This window comes from Dendronalium sp. ChiSLP03b (genome assembly GCF_034531165.2).
In the GTDB taxonomy this organism is placed as follows: domain Bacteria; phylum Cyanobacteriota; class Cyanobacteriia; order Cyanobacteriales; family Nostocaceae; genus Dendronalium; species Dendronalium minutum.
This window is the reverse complement of sequence record NZ_JAVRBR020000066.1, coordinates 159,323-175,346: the sequence shown is the minus strand read 5'-3', so window position 1 is coordinate 175,346 and position 16,024 is coordinate 159,323. Positions and strand designations below refer to the sequence as shown.

Here is a 16,024-nt window from a genome sequence, read left to right as displayed (position 1 = left end):
TCTCAAAGAGTTAAGCCTAGATGCTGCTAAACACTCAGCACTTCTCACTCACCCCAGCGATGCCATTGGCGAAAATTAGCTCCAGCACTCACAGCCAAACCAATCTGATGCTGTGACGAAAGCTCATCATGTCCGCCTTCGTTAGCGCCAATGTAGTACATACGGAAACTACCATCGTCCATTGGCACTACACAAGGCGTGCCTATTGCCCGTGCATCCCAACGCCCAGAACCCTTTTGGGCATGAGAAAACACAGCGCCTCCGGGTTGCTCGCCTTTATCTTTTTGCCAATGAATACCGTCGTCAGAAATAGCTAGACCAATGGAGTGATAACCACTGGTGTTAACACCTTCGTAAAACATTACGTACTGTCCATTTATTTTGAGGACAGTGCGAGTACCAATGCCTCTCTCATCAAAACTGCCAGATTCACCTGGCCCCAAAATCTGACCGACTTTCTCCCAACGCAAACCATCGGGGGATAAGGCTAAGCCAACTAAGAATCCTTTATCCGGGTTTAAGGTGTGGTAGTACAATTTCCAAGTTCCATCATCATCAGGTAGCACTTGGGGCCACGCGCAGAACAGTGCATCAAACTCCCCCGGCTTACCCAAATCGAGAAAAGCTCCTTGATAAATGCTTTCCAGCCGTACCCAATTCACGCCATCACGCGAGATAGCACACCCAGGGCGCATATTTAATCCTTTAGCTTTAAACTTTCCCAAATCAACAACCGTGCGATCGCCACCAAAGTACCACATCCAATAAAGATTATTGTGGAAGTGTACATTGCTCACACCGACATGGGCTGAGTCAAACCGATTAGGATCGGGGTGAGGCTCAAACACAGCGCCCATCGTTAATGGTCCTTGTACGCGTTGCCAGTGAATTCCATCTGCGGAAATTGCTAAACCACAGCGACCAGTTGGCAAATTAATCTGTCTATCAAACGAGGCATCCCGACCGTAATACCACATCTTCCAAGTTCCATCGGGACAGTGCAATACATGTGGTGAAGAAACTCGTTCGGAGTCCCACCAGCCTTCTGGTCCTGGTGCCAAGACAAGTCCAGGTTGATTCATGTGTTCGTGACTCATAATCTACAATTTAGCTTTATGTATAAGCTGCCACAGATGGTTTGTAGTTATAAAGCCATTCCTCAAATTCGCGATCGCTTACTTGCGCTTTCTCCAACATACCGCGAAGATATGTCTCACTATCAGCTTTATAAGAGCGGTTTGCCTGTACTGCGTTGCGAATCTGAATGATTTGTGTACGGGGTTTGCGACTATTTTCGTAGCTAACAAGAGCGTCGGTAATACTGGGGGCATGGCAAAGGTGCTGAGAAAGTTCCCAGGCATCTTCAAACGCTGTATTTGCTCCTTGCCCTAATAATGGCACCATTGGATGGGCGGCATCACCCAAAAGCGTTACCCTGCCTTGGCTCCAGTTTTGCAATGGCGGTCTGTCGCATATTGGTCGTTCTACAATGTCCTCAGCATTTGTTGCTTTAAGAATCGCTTGCACTGGTTGTGCCCAATTCAAGAACTTTTCTTGAACGCGGGACTTAGCATCGCCAGTATGGATAATAGATTCGTCTGGCCATAGCGACGTAGCAGCCCAAAACATGTATCCGCTACCCAAATCAAAGAACCCAAAAATTTTGCCATCGGGTGCTGTCATTGACATGACTTCGTTGGCAGGTAGCATTTCGTGGCTGTATTTAAGAACAGCACGCCAAGACATACGACCAGCATAGCAAGGCTCTCCATCACCAATCATTGTCTGTCTGACTGCTGAGTTTAAGCCATCAGCACCGATTAATAAGTCTGCCTGTACTTTATCTCTGCCATCAAAGTAGACTTCGACACCTTTATCATTTTGCTCAAAGCCAATGCATCGACGATCGAGATGGATAGTTTCAGGTGGCAGTGCAGAGGCGAGAATCTCTTGCAGACGCGACCACCGAATCAACAACATTGGCTGCCCATATTTCTCCATGAGGGTGACAGCTTTTTGAGCAATCATCTCGCCAGTGCTTTTTTTCAAGGTCAGCATCTGAGTTTGGCTACCTGCGCCCTTTAGTGACTCGGTGATGCCAGGAGCAATTGCTTCGAGACTATTCAAGCCGTTTGGTACAATACTTAGACCAGCACCAACTGAGTGTAAAAAGCGTGCTTTTTCGTAGACTTGGGCGTTGATGCCTTGCTTATGAAGTGCGATCGCTACTGCTAAACCACCAAGTCCACCACCGATAATAGCTACTTTTTTCAGCATGATTTAGAACTACTCCTGTTCCGCTGCAAGAATACTTGATTTTTTGACTTTGGATACCCAACCTTTGTATGAGTTCAAAATTTCTGAATAGGGAACTGTAGTTTCAAATATCAAATCGATTAGTGAAGGTGGGAAAAATTTGGGAAATAGTCGGTGCAAAGTTTTGGCAAGGAACTCTCTTAAAATAAACTCAACAAATAATTTGGTAGATGAGGGAAAAGCATAGTCTCCTAGTTCTACTAAGGCGTAACCATCTGGCTGACGGCGAACAGTAAATTGTTCGAGAGCATCAGCTAAATCGTCGTTATACTCGTTTAAAAGATTGTCAAAAACAACAACATCTTCAAGTGCGGCATTGCAACCTTGACCAATCGAGGACGATACAGCATGAGCAGCATCTCCCATAAGCAGCACGCTGTCACTTTGATGATAACGGTTACAGCGAATTGTTAAAATTCTAGATATTGGTCTATTTAAAAAAGCTTCTGCTTCCTCTTCAGTCATCACCTGACCAATTACAGGGAAATGATCTTGAAAGAATTTAAGTACTTCTTTTGCACTAGAAAGACCAGCCACCTGATTTTTTTCACGGGGAAAGTTGATTGCTCCACTCATTGTTCCATCTACTTGATTTAGTGCCACCATGAGTGTGCCGTCATCTAGTCTCCAAGTGTGAATATTGTCTGATTTCAGATGAATATTTGAGTTATTGGCATTATCCAGAAAAATTGATTTGTAATCAGTAGGGTAGTATTTAGCTTCACACTCAAAAAGTTTTGTGGAAAAAAAACCTTCTCTGACTACAGAACGAGAACCGTCCGCACCAACTAACAGATCATAATCAATAGTGAATTCTTTTTTAGTGGGAATTTCTATAGATGACTCTGCCAAAACACTTTGAAATGTAACATTCTTAGCTACAAAATCTACAGCAGTGCATGGGCAGTCGAAATGGATTTGTAATCGGTTATTGTCGTACTTTTGGCTCAATTGTTTTAATAGCACAATTACTAAGTTAGTGCGGTCAAGAGTAACTAAAGGTTTTTTTCTAGGCGTAAATCTTGTCTTGCCATTTGTTTGGTGAAAAACCGTTCCAGTCATCTCCACACTTACTGCCTTGATTGGTTCCTCTAAACCTTCAATTTGTCTCAAGGCGCTCATTCCCCTTTCGTTAAGAGAGATAGGATAGGTTCTGGATTTGGAGAATGAGATAGTCTGGGGATCGCTGCGACGTTCATAAATGTCGATTTGATATCGATCGCCACGACGCAACAAATAATGAGCAAGCAGAAGTCCGCTAGGCCCAGCACCAACAATAACTACTTTTTTAATCATTTCTTCTACCTAAAGACTCTGACAGTCTGTGATTCCGCAACTCATGATTACACAATCTTTCAAACATTTACATCAATCGTCAGGTTGACAGATATAAGAAAGGAGCGATCGCTGACAACTTCAAACAAGTTTATTTTATTTCTTCGAGTTCCTGAAATCTTTTAGTAAATCTCGGATTTTTTTACGAGAAAACACTGATTTTTATAGTTGTTTTAAGTACTAATTAAAATTTTCAGTATATTTAAGTTATTCCAGTAATACTACAGTAGAAATTCTTGTGTTTTTTGCATAAATTTGTACCGAGTAATCATAGTATTTTTTCTGCTTTACCTCAATAAAAAGAGGTTATAAATTACCAATTCAATTTAGGTACGAAAGCGTATGTCTAAGCATTCGCTTTCCATTTAGTGCTGTGAGATTGAAATCATTAGTTTCGAGTTGCCAACAATAATCATCGTGCAACAACGAAAACACAAAACTTCTAAAATCCAAACAAATTTTGAACAGGAATTACAAATGCCAAATCTCAATATTATTTTTATCGATCGAGCAGTTGTAGGCTACGAAAGTTTGATTGCTGGCATACAACCTGGCACTAGTGTAGTAATACTTGACTCCACCAGAGATGGAGTAGAACAAATCACTCAAGCTTTGCAGGGTGGTGAATACCAATCAGTTCAAATTATCTCCCACGGCAGCGAAGGTAGTTTGCAAATAGGAGCAACCCAACTCAATGCCAACAATTTAAACTCCTACACTAATCAGTTGCAACAGTGGAGAAATTATTTAACAGATAATGCCGATATTCTGCTTTACGCTTGCAATGTGGCAGCTTTTGATCGAGCTTTTGTACAGCGTCTAAGCCAAATTACTGGCGCAGATGTGGCAGCTTCTGATGACATCACAGGTAATGCCGAGTTGGGGGGTGACTGGGATTTAGAAGTGAAGATTGGCGAGATTGAGTCAGATTTAGCCTTAACACCAGAGGTAACGAAGACTTACCGCTCAATTTTACCCTCTTTATTTGCACCTGCTACTAACGTTAGCGTAGTAGGCAATCTCCGTTCCGTGGCAGTGGGTGACTTCAACAATGACGGGTACTCTGACTTTGCCGTAACTAACTATGACATCGGCAAAGTTTCAGTATTTTTGGCCAAAAGCACTGGTGGTTTTGGGACTGCTACCAACTTTGACGTAAAAAACAGTCCCTTTTTCGTGACAGTGGGAGACTTGAACAATGACGGCAAATCTGACTTAGTGGTGGCTAACTATGACTCCAACAACGTTTCAGTGCTTTTGGGCAATGGCAGTGGTAGTTTTGGATCTGCCACTCAGTTTAACGTGGGAACCAATCCCACCTCTGTGGCAATAGCAGACTTCAACAATGACGGTAAATCTGACTTAGTAGTGGCTAACTATGGCTCCAACAATATTTCAGTACTGTTGGGCAATGGCATTGGTGGTTTTGGAACTGCCACTCCGTTTAACGTGGGAAGCGCTCCCATTTATGTAACAGTGGCAGACTTCAACAATGACGGCAAATCTGACTTAGTGTTGGTGAATCCAGACTCCAGCAACGTTTCAGTGCTGTTGGGCAATGGCAATGGTGGTTTTGGGGCTGCCACCAATTTTAGCGTCGGAAGCGCTCCCAATTCTGCGGTGGTGGGGGACTTCAACAAAGACGGCAAATCTGATTTAGCCGTAGTGAATACAGAATCTAAAAACGTTTCAATACTGTTAGGCAATGGCAGTGGTGGTTTTGGAACTGCCACTAACTTTGAGGTGGGAAGCAGTCCCATTTCTGCGACACTGGGGGACTTCAACAGAGACGGCAACTCCGACTTAGCGGTGGCTAATTTTGAATCCAACAACGTTTCAGTGCTTTTGGGCAATGGCAGCGGTGGTTTTGGAACTGCTACTAACTTTAACGTGGGAACCAATCCTACTTCCGTGGCAATGGGAGACTTCGACAAAGACAGCAACTTTGACTTAGCGGTGGCTAACTATGAATCCAAAGACGTTTCAGTGCTACTCAATGCTAGTAATTTAGACCCTGTGTTACCAAAAGTCAGCTTTGGTAAAGCTGCCTATTATACCGCAGAAGGTAGTACTGGTAATAAGATATCTATTTCTGTTACCTTAGATAGCACTCCCGATACTGACGTCACAATCCCCATTGTCATCAATGGCAGTAGCACTGCTACTAATGGCAGCGATTACACTATTTCCTCTACAAGCCTTACTTTTCTTGCTGGGGCAACAGGCTCAAATTTAACCCAACAAATCACTTTCACCATTAAATCAGATACTAATGAATTTGAGAATAACGAAACAGTTGTACTCAACTTCGGCACATTAACGGGGGTTACTGAAGGAGCAAATACTAAAACTACTCTGAATATTGCTGATTACGTCAGTGGTAAACCGATATTCATCAATGAAATTCTGTTCGATCCCCCAAGTACAGATACTTCAAAAGAATACATCGAACTGCGTGGCACTCCCGATACAGCTATAGCACCTGGAACTTATTTAGTTGGGATTGAGGGTGACTATAGTACTAACCCTGGTGCTGTTCAAGATATTTTTGATTTATCTGGTAAGCAGTTTGGTAGTAATGGATTGCTGGTTCTTCTGCAAAAAGGTAGTACTTATACAGCCAACCCTGGTGCCAATGTAATAACTAATACTGGAACTGGAGCGGGATGGGGAAGCGGAACCTTAAGTTCACTCAATCATACAGGTGCAGCCGACATCGAAAATGGGTCTGTTAGCTTTTTCTTGATTCAAACTGCCACTGCACCCACCCTGAGCAGTGATATTGACTTAAATAACGATGGCACTGCTGATGGTGCTGTCTACTCAAGTTGGAATTTGCTGGATTCAGTTGCGGTTTTAGATGGGGGAGCTACAGACAAAGCTTATAGCAATATTGTATTCAGAAAAGATTCTGCCGGTTTAGTTCCAATGAATGCCACAGTTGTTGACACTTCATTTATTGCTGGATATGTAGGACGCTCGGGTAACACTACAGGTTCAGCAGCCTCAGATTGGGTAGCGAGTTTACCTAGTGGAACAGCACCGAATTTGATATTAGGTACTGATACGGACACATCACTGGCAGACTTGGCTGGTCAACCTTTAAATCACATTGGGAATACTAACTTTGCTCCTGTTAATGTCAATTACGCTATTTCAACTAATACCCCAACTGTGACTGAAGGTAATAGTGGTACGCAACCTGTCAGTTTCACCGTTACTCGCAGTGGCGATACTAGCGTTGCGACCAGCGTAAATTATGTTTTGGATGGCACGGCGATTTTTAACAGTGATTACAATACTCTTAAAATTGAAGGCGTAACAAGTGGTGTATCTGGATCTATAGTTTTTGCCCCTGGGGAAATAACAAAGAATATTACATTAAATGTTGTAGGCGATAAGGTCACCGAACTTGATGAAACCATTAATCTGAATCTGAGTTACCCTAAGCAAACAGTTGCGATCGCTCCTGGTACAATCACCATAAATAATGATGATAACCCACCTACTATCTCCTTTGTACCAATAAGTATCAATGGCAAGGAAGACAGCGGGAATCTTGTTTTTGCCGTCAAACTCTCTAACGCCAGTAGCCAAACAATCACAGTCGATTACACCACAAGTAATGATACTGCGATCGCAGGCGATGATTACACCCCAGTCACAGGTACCCTCACTTTCAACCCTGGAGATCTCACTCAAACAATCACCGTACCGATTCTTGACGATTTAGCAGCTGAATCTAGCGAGCGCTTTTTTGTCAATCTTAGTAATTCCAATGTCATCATTACTAATAACCAAGCTATTGGTACGATTACTGACGACGATCCCACTATTTCCATTGCAGCAATAAGTGGCAGCGAAAATAGCGGCAATATGGTTTTTAGCGTCAAACTCTCTAAAGCCAGTACCCAAACAATCAAAGTCAATTACAACACAACTGATGATACTGCGATCGCAGGCGTTGATTACACTCCAGTCTCAGGTACTCTCACTTTCGACCCTGGAGTTACCACTCAAACAATTACCGTGCCGATTCTCGATGATATATTTGTTGAATCCGGCGAGCAGTTTTTTGTCAATCTTAGCAATCCCAATGTTACCTTTACTGATAACCAAGCTATTGGTACGATTACTGACAACGATACAACGCGTATCATTATATCCCCCGCAACTGGATTAGTAACTACCGAAAATGGTGGCACCGCTAACTTCAGCATCCAACTCACTAACCAACCCACTGCTGATGTCACCATAAATTTGAGTAGTTCCAAGTCGAGTGAAGGTACTATTTCAGCTTCTAGTGTTACCTTTACCCCAGCTAACTGGAATACAGCGCAAATCATCACAGTTACAGGCGTTAATGATGGCATTGCAGATGACAATATTGCCTACAAAATCATTACTAGCAATGCAGTGAGTAGTGATACCAAATATAGTAATTTCAACGTTAACGATGTTGAGGTCGTTAACATTAAAAGTGGCAACCAAATTAATAGCATTATCACAGGTTCAGCCAATAATGATAACCCATTGTCGGGAACTAATTCAGACGATTTGATTTTTGGCTTTGCTGGTAATGACACGATTGTTGGCGGACTTGGAAACGATCAGCTTTACGGTGGTGTAGGTAGTGATAATCTCACAGGGGGTGCAGGTAATGATATATTTGTGCTTGCCAAAAGTGAAGGTAAAGATACTATCAATGACTTCAACATCAGTGAAGATTTGATTGCTCTATCAGGTGGTTTGACTTATTCAGGTTTGTCTATTACTCAAAGTATGAATGATACCTTGATTAGTATTACTGCTAACAGCGAAAGTCTTGCTCTGTTAACCGGAATTCAGGCATCAACTTTAAATGCTAGCCATTTCGTAACTTACTAGTAAAGTACGGCATCAATAGCGTAAACACACCCGGTTGATTAGCTCAACCGGGTTTCTCATTCTTCTACTCCAAGAAAACTATCAAACTTATCAAAACAATAAAATTACATAATATTTAATGGGTCTACGTCTATTGTCAAACTAACAGATGGGGGACAAAGCGATGTCTCACGACAAGCCGCTATGCGTCTACGCACTTCTTCCCAATCAGGTAATTGTGGCAGTGCATCAGGGGCAAACTTCAGTAAAATTTGCCAGCGATAACGGTTAGCCACCCGCACAATACTAGCTGGCGCAGGGCCTAATATCTCAAATCCTTCGTTTGTACTCAAAGCTGTGGCAATTGTTTGCGCTGTATTCTGCACTTGAATGGGATCGAGACTACTCAAGCGCAACAAAATTAACCGTCCGTATGGCGGGTAATTGAGTGCTTGCCGTTGTTCTAATTCAGTTTGAGAGAAAGATTGATAATCGTGACCTTGCACCGCTTCAATTACCGAATGCTCTGGGGTGTAAGTTTGTACAATAACTCTACCCGGATCGTCGCCTCTGCCAGCACGTCCAGCTACTTGAGTCAAAGTTTGAAATGCTCGTTCGCTGGCACGATAATCTGATAGATGCAATAGTCCATCAGCAGCGACAACGCCGACAAGTGTAACTTGGGGTAAATCCAAACCTTTAGTGAGCATTTGCGTACCTACTAATAATTCAGCTTCGCCGTTGGCAAACTGAGTGAGTAAAGTGCGGTGTGCGCCTTTGTTGCGGGTGGTATCGCTATCAAAGCGGATGAAACGCAACTGCGGGAACTGCCGTGCTAATTCCTGTGCGACTCGCTGAGTGCCGCTACCAAAGAATTTCAGGTAAGGAGAACTGCATTCAGGACAGTATTGCGGATGCGATCGCCCATAGTTACAGTAATGACAGCGCAATAATTGCGGCGCTCCTTCTTCAGTATGGTGATACGATAGCGACACATCACAGTGAGGACATTCCAATACATATCCACAACTGCGGCAAGAGACAAAGGTACTGTGTCCCCGCCGATGGATAAATAAAATCCCCTGTTGTCGTCTTTCTTGCAGCTGTTGTAAAGCTGCTTGTAGCGACTTACTAAATATAGAACGATTTCCCTCCTGCAACTCCTGCCGCATATCCACCACTTCCACCGGTGGTAAAGGGCGCGAGTTGATGCGTTCGGGAAGGGAGAGATAGTGAGCAGGGGAGGCAGGGGGAGATAAAACTTCTGACTTCCGACTTCCGACTTCCGACTTCCGACTTCTGCCTCCTGCCTCCTGCATCTTCACGCTCACCCAACTCTCCAATGAAGGCGTAGCGGAACCTAACACCAGGGGACAACTTTCTAATTCTGCTCGCCATTGGGCGACGGTGCGGGCATGATAGGTGGGAATCGGCGAATCTTGCTTAAAGCTGCTGTCATGTTCTTCATCTAATATTATTAAGCCCAAGTTGGGTAATGGGGCGAAAATGGCGCTGCGAGTCCCAATGACAACTTGAGGTTCTCCTGTAAGCATTTGTCGCCAAGTGTCGTAACGTTCGCCTTCGGAAAGGGCGCTGTGATAAACGCTGACTTTATTACCAAATCGGGCGCGGAAACGGTCTGTTAATTGGGGTGTAAGTCCAATTTCTGGCACTAAGACTAAGGCAGATTTGCCTTCCTTGAGTAAAGGCGCGATCGCTTGCAGATATACTTCTGTCTTCCCGGAACCTGTGATCCCATGCAACAAAACTTGAGCAAATCCATCTAATGCTTGTATACTTGCTAAGGCGTTAGCTTGCGCTGCATTTAGAGACTTTGGATAGTCTTGAGCTAATGCTGGACTCTGTTCGGTTCGTAATACTTCTCTCTCCTCGATAACAATGTAGCCCTTTTCGGCCATCGTCTTCAGGATAGAGGAACTGGCGTTACAAATTTGCAATAATTCTTTTTGCCACACCTCACCACCACGTCGTCGCAAGACTTCCAAAATTTCTCTTTGGCGAATAGTTAAATCTGGGTCAATCGTGCCGATTAAGGTCACTGCTTTTTGTAGTTTTGGCTGAGTTGCTCGCGGCGGTTCTAAGTAGCTTTCTACTAAACCCAATCGCAACAACTCCCTGACTCCTCGATAGGCAGATTTGACTTTTTGTTGCAGGTAGGCAAAACTGTAGTCTCCTGCCGATTGGGCTTGCAAAAGTCCCAATATTTGCTGTGCAGTTGGACTGACAAAAGGTAAGGAAGATAGAAGTTGAGGAGGAGAGAATTTATCTTTTTGTGTTTTTGTTTCTTGGTCTTGTACTCTGCGCGACAAACGAATGCGACGCTGCGATCGCCCTAGCAATCCTGGTGGTAATGCTACCCGGATTACTTGAATTAAAGGTGTATAGTAATATGCGGCAACTCGATTTAATAATTCCCAATAAGCGCTCTTGAAAAAACCTTTGCTGACGATATCTTCCACTTCCCGAATTTTTTCTGGCGGTAGATCGACATTTAGTTCTGACAACAAACGAATGGCGATCGCTCCTAACTGCTGCGCGCCAAATGGCACACTTAAAATATCTCCAGGTTTTATTTCTAGGTGTATCGGTAATCTGTATGTAAATAATCCTGAGTTGCCTGGGCAGTCCACCAGCACTTCTACCCAGCGATTTACATTTTCATTAGACTGATAAGATTCCCCTGGCTCAGCAACCATAAAATTTGGTAAATTTATGCCATTAATATACATAGTTTCTAAATTTTATGATGGATGTTTCTCGTCTCTTGATTTTGCTTGCACAAATCTAACTTTTTTCTTTATGAGATGTAAACTGTATTTAACAATACTTTTATTCTTCATAATACTTGATAATTTTCCTGTTATGTAATCTACTAGACAAATTTCAATTACCTAGACGTGCAATAAATATTTGAAGTCCGCGATAAAACATAAAACTTTCTCCTCGGCTATTTCTGAAATAGTGTGTCTATCTACTAACTATGGCATAGCCTTTTTCCGCCTATCGATAGATATTCAATGCTTTGTGTATATGAGATGCTTTTATACAAACAAAATATTTCAGAAATTAAATTGCTCAATTAGTATCATTTAGGAAAAGTTAGGAGAAACATAGAACCCCAAAAATAAAATCGCGATCGCTGCAACAACTCCCAACATATAAAGCTTAGAAAATTTATAAAAGTACATGATTTTTTAAGATTTAGGGGAGATTTACCTGAGTTCTTTATATTTGTTAAAGTTGAGCAAGATTGAAGGGGTTTGACAGATTTAGGTATTAATAAAAAAATAAGGAAAATATCTGTTGGAACCTGAGAAGATAGTTTTTGGGTGCAAAGACCAGTATTTGTTAGAGGTTCTATCTAGCAGAACCAAAAAATGACAGCTAGAAACTGATTTTTACTTCTGCGAAGCAATTAGCAGAAATCTATAGTTTGCAGCGGAAAGGGTGCATTTGTTTCTTAGGGAAAACTACCAAGCTTAAGCAAGTAGCTGTCACTAAAATTATGTACCAAACAAAGCAACAATCCCTAAAGGAAACTATGAACATTGCTGAATTGGGAACAATGGAAATACTGGAGAATACTGCCGAAAATGAAGAACAATTACTCGATATTCTAGAACCAGTAATAGAGGAAGAACCCCCAATTGTAGAAAATCTGGAATCAGAGGAACGCGATGGGGATGAAATGGCAGCAGCCAGACCTTCTGGATACAATAAAACTGAGCATGATGATGCTGTAGGCGCGTTTTTTAAAGAAATGGCGCGTTATCCGTTGCTAAAACCCGATGAGGAAGTGGAATTAGCGCGGCGAGTGCGGTTTTTAGAAGAAGTCAGAGACACACAAGCTGCTTTGCAGTCACAACTGGGACAGCAACCCACCAAGCTACAAGTAGCTTCCCAGCTAGACATGACAGAGAAACAACTAGAAAGTCGCTTATATCAAGGTCGAGTAGCGAAACGCAAAATGATTCGCTCGAACTTGAGATTGGTAGTATCAATTGCCAAGCGATATCTCAATCGCGGAGTACCTTTTCTGGATTTAATTCAGGAAGGAGCAATGGGTTTAAACCGTGCCACAGAAAAATTCGATCCCGATAAAGGATACAAGTTTTCTACCTACGCCTACTGGTGGATTAGACAAGCAATTACCAGAGCGATCGCTAATGATGCACGGACAATTCGCTTACCAATTCACATTGTAGAAAAACTTAACAAACTCAAAAAAGCACAGCGAGAACTCAAACAAAAACTCTGTCGTAATCCCTCCGAAGCGGAAATGGCAGAAGCTTTGGAAATTAATGTCCAACAACTGCGCCAACTGCAACAACTACGGCGGCAAGCACTGTCCCTCAATCACCGTGTCGGTAAAGAAGAAGACACAGAACTGATGGATTTGCTAGAAGATGAAGATAACCTATCTCCAGAAGCAAAAATGAACGAAAACATGATGCGTCAGGAGATTTGGGAAGTCTTAGGCGACGTACTAACTCCAAGAGAGAAAGACGTGATTTCTCTACGTTATGGCTTGACTACTAGCGAACCTTGTACTTTGGAAGAAGTCGGCAACATGTTCAATTTGTCACGCGAACGAGTGAGACAAATTCAAAGCAAAGCTATGCGGAAATTGCGCCGTCCTCATATAGCCAAACGTTTAAAGGGTTGGTTGATTTAAAAGTCACAACTGCTGAATTATTTGGCTTGAGATAAGAGCAACCCACGAGTTGGTTGGCTCCCTTAATAAATTAGGGGGCTAGTATTTGTATAATCTTTAATCCTAACCACCAGCAAGCCACCATCTGGGTATTAAGTAGAAAGCAGTCCTAATGATAATAAAAAAATTTCACTATCAGGCATGAAAATTGGGCTTTTCTCTACACTCATACACCCATTCAAGTCAGTCATTAGTCAAAAACTTTACACAATTGGCTATAGACTATGGACTATAGACTTTCGACGATGTACTAATGACTTCAAGTAGCGATTTGATTTTACGTTTTGCTGAACCAGCTGATAGCAATGTACTGTTTGAATTAATTAAGGGGCTTGCAGAGTACGAAAAATTATCTCATGCCGTAACCGGAAATGTTCTAGCACTCAAGGAACATTTATTTGGCTCCTCTAAGTACATCGAAGCAATATTAGCAGAATATGCAGGGCAAGCTGTTGGTTTTGCCCTCTTCTTCCACAACTATTCCACATTTCTGACCAAGCCAGGAATTTATCTAGAAGATGTGTTTGTTTTACCAGAATATCGACGAAAAGGTATTGGAAAAGCTCTGCTCAAAAAAGTAGCCCAGATAGCTGTAGAGAGGAATTGTGGGCGGTTAGAATGGACTGTGTTGGATTGGAATGAACCAGCCCAAGCATTCTACCGCAGCATGGGAGCATCCATATTAGATGATTGGCGAATCTGTCGCGTTATGGAAGAGGCGCTCACCCAATTAGTGGCTAAAAAATGAAGAATGTAGATGCGTAGCGGTAATGAAGTCGCAGTCTTGGCGGTTCCCGTCGATTGCGTTAGCGACGTTAGGAGCGTCACTCCCGAACCCGTTTGACGAAGTCGTTCTCATTCGCGCAGCGTCTCCCCTTGGGAGAAGAGTAGGGCTTGCCGCAGGCTAGGATGAAGTCTGGAATTAAACAGAAAATATTTTGCAGTTAGTTAGTATTTTAGTGCTAAAGCGCTCACTAATAACTTTAATTTATTTGATGTCTACTACTTATAAAGTGGTAAAACATTCATCCTCAATTTTTTATTCTTTATTCATCTTTAGGGTGAAGTTTGACAGATTGTCTTTTGACTATGGCTGTGGCTCAACGCAAAATTATAGTGGCTATTCTACCGAATATGCCTTTATTGCAGAGGGAACACTAAATGAAAAAGATTCTTTCGGTATTACTGATGGGCATCGCAATTTTTACATTTGCCTTCAGTAGTCCGGCTTTAGCAGATACCGCCAACGGAGCCAAACTCTTTAGTGCTAATTGTGCTTCTTGTCATGCAGGTGGTAAAAATTTGGTTCAAGCTCAGAAGACTTTGAAGAAGGATGCTTTGGAAAAGTACGGCATAAACACAGCAGAGGCAATTATTGCCCAAGTGACAAATGGTAAAAATGCCATGCCTGCCTTCAAAGGTCGTCTAAAACCGAACCAGATTGAAGATATCGCTGCCTACGTGCTTGAACAAGCAGACAAAAATTGGAAGTAAGGCAACTCTAAGTCATAAATTATCCTGCTTGAAATTGTTGATAGTTAACAGTCAAATATCAACTATCAGCAATCATAATTAATAATTAGCGGGGCTTTTTGTCCCGCTAATTTTATATCTGTCGAAATTGTCAAATACGGTGCATATACCAAGATTTTGGATTTTAGGTCGCACCTTTGGTGCGCTGGAAACGCAACTTAGATTTTGGATTTTTGATTAAGAGTCTTTACTTCGAGGCGATTTTGGGAATCCTAAACAACATTACCTATCCCCTTTGGTATTATGGCTGATTTGTGGCAATTTTTTCTAAGTGTATTTATTGCTTTGCTGTTTATTTTAACTCCAAGCGCACAGGCATCATCTCTAGTCATTACCCAAACTACATCAAGAGATTTCTTATATTTGGGTGTAGAGCAGATGCAGCGCGGTAATTATCAACAAGCAATAGAGAATTTTAACCAAGCGATTGAAATCCAAAGAGATTTCACTGGAGCTTATAGCGATCGCTGTCTTGCTTACCTGCAATTACAAGATTACCCTCAAGCGATCGCAGATTGTACTCAAGCGATAAATCTTACACCAAATAACGTTGAAGCATATCTGAGCCGGGGAATCGCACACTATAGACAAAGGAATTATCTAGCAGCTATTGCCGATAATAATCAAGCGATCGCACTTAAACCCTTTGATTTTCGAGCATACTATAACCTAGGGGTAGCCCATGCAGGGCTGGGTAATTATTTAGAGGCGATCGTTGACTATAATCGAGCATTAACTCAAATTTCCCAAACACCCAATTTAGTTCTGACAGATATTTACAACGACCGAGGCTTAGCTCATTTAAAGTTGCACAACTTAGAAACAGCAATGCTCGATTTTAATCGGGCAATTCGTTTCAATTCTCAAGATTACAGAGCTTATTTTAACCGAGCTTGTGCTTACGGTAGAAACGGTGATGATTTTGGTGCAGTGCGCGATTTTTCAGAAGTCATCAAGCTGAACTCCAAGAATGCCCTAGCTTATCTCAACCGGGGATTAGCTCAATACCGCTTAGGCTATTATCAAAGTGCGATCGCTGATTTACACAAAGCATCTGAATACTTTGGAAACCAAGGTCAGCAGCTTGCCTACGAAAAAACTTTAGATTTACTTAAAAGTGTGCAACAACAACTACAGTTTGTCACTGAAATCGCTCTTCTCTAATACCTTGTATCCTCTACAATACTCAGTTAAAAGTAAACTGTTATCATCATATAACGTTTGCCATATCGAGTTGTT

The 16,024-nt window shown here is 42.2% G+C and carries 9 protein-coding genes; 5 read left to right on the top strand and 4 right to left on the bottom strand.

Annotated elements, in window-relative coordinates; genetic code table 11:
• Window positions 1-44: 44 nt before the first annotated feature.
• From RMY31_RS17410 to RMY31_RS17400, 3 genes are read right to left on the bottom strand one after another with little or no spacing between them, the layout of a single operon-like run.
• On the bottom strand, window positions 45-1,097 hold the full coding sequence (locus RMY31_RS17410) for a glycosyl hydrolase (protein WP_322656684.1): 1,053 nt from the start codon (window positions 1,095-1,097) through the stop codon (window positions 45-47).
• A 16-nt stretch (window positions 1,098-1,113) separates the two neighbouring features.
• On the bottom strand, window positions 1,114-2,277 hold the full coding sequence (locus RMY31_RS17405; protein WP_322656683.1) for an FAD-dependent monooxygenase: 1,164 nt from the start codon (window positions 2,275-2,277) through the stop codon (window positions 1,114-1,116).
• A 9-nt stretch (window positions 2,278-2,286) separates the two neighbouring features.
• Window positions 2,287-3,612, bottom strand: a complete 1,326-nt coding sequence (locus RMY31_RS17400) for an NAD(P)/FAD-dependent oxidoreductase (RefSeq protein WP_322656682.1) — start codon at window positions 3,610-3,612, stop codon at window positions 2,287-2,289.
• Window positions 3,613-4,068: 456 nt separating this feature from the next.
• Here RMY31_RS17400 and RMY31_RS17395 point away from each other — a divergent pair, with 456 nt between their 5' ends.
• A complete protein-coding gene (locus RMY31_RS17395; protein ID WP_409878036.1) occupies window positions 4,069-8,538 on the top strand; it encodes a DUF4347 domain-containing protein in 4,470 nt (1,489 codons plus the stop codon).
• Window positions 8,539-8,642: 104 nt separating this feature from the next.
• On the opposite strand, the gene priA is transcribed toward RMY31_RS17395, so the two are convergent.
• Window positions 8,643-11,267 carry a primosomal protein N' gene (gene priA / locus RMY31_RS17390; protein WP_322656680.1) on the bottom strand — a complete coding sequence of 875 codons (2,625 nt, stop codon included), beginning with the start codon at window positions 11,265-11,267 and terminating at the stop codon, window positions 8,643-8,645.
• A gap of 776 nt (window positions 11,268-12,043) precedes the next feature.
• Here priA and RMY31_RS17385 point away from each other — a divergent pair.
• The 4 genes from RMY31_RS17385 to RMY31_RS17370 all read left to right on the top strand — a co-directional run bounded on the left by RMY31_RS17385 (window position 12,044) and on the right by RMY31_RS17370 (window position 15,949).
• Entirely contained in the window at window positions 12,044-13,213 is a 1,170-nt protein-coding gene (locus tag RMY31_RS17385; RefSeq protein WP_322656679.1) for an RpoD/SigA family RNA polymerase sigma factor, read from the top strand.
• A 292-nt stretch (window positions 13,214-13,505) separates the two neighbouring features.
• A complete protein-coding gene (locus tag RMY31_RS17380) occupies window positions 13,506-14,000 on the top strand; it encodes a GNAT family N-acetyltransferase (RefSeq protein WP_322656678.1) in 495 nt (164 codons plus the stop codon).
• Between the two features lie 413 nt (window positions 14,001-14,413).
• The gene (gene petJ / locus RMY31_RS17375; protein WP_322656677.1) at window positions 14,414-14,746 is read left to right on the top strand and encodes a cytochrome c6 PetJ; all 333 of its coding nucleotides are present in this window, start codon (window positions 14,414-14,416) and stop codon (window positions 14,744-14,746) included.
• 282 nt (window positions 14,747-15,028) lie between these two features.
• The gene (locus RMY31_RS17370; RefSeq protein WP_322656676.1) at window positions 15,029-15,949 is read left to right on the top strand and encodes a tetratricopeptide repeat protein; all 921 of its coding nucleotides are present in this window, start codon (window positions 15,029-15,031) and stop codon (window positions 15,947-15,949) included.
• The last annotated feature ends 75 nt before the right edge of the window (window positions 15,950-16,024 follow it).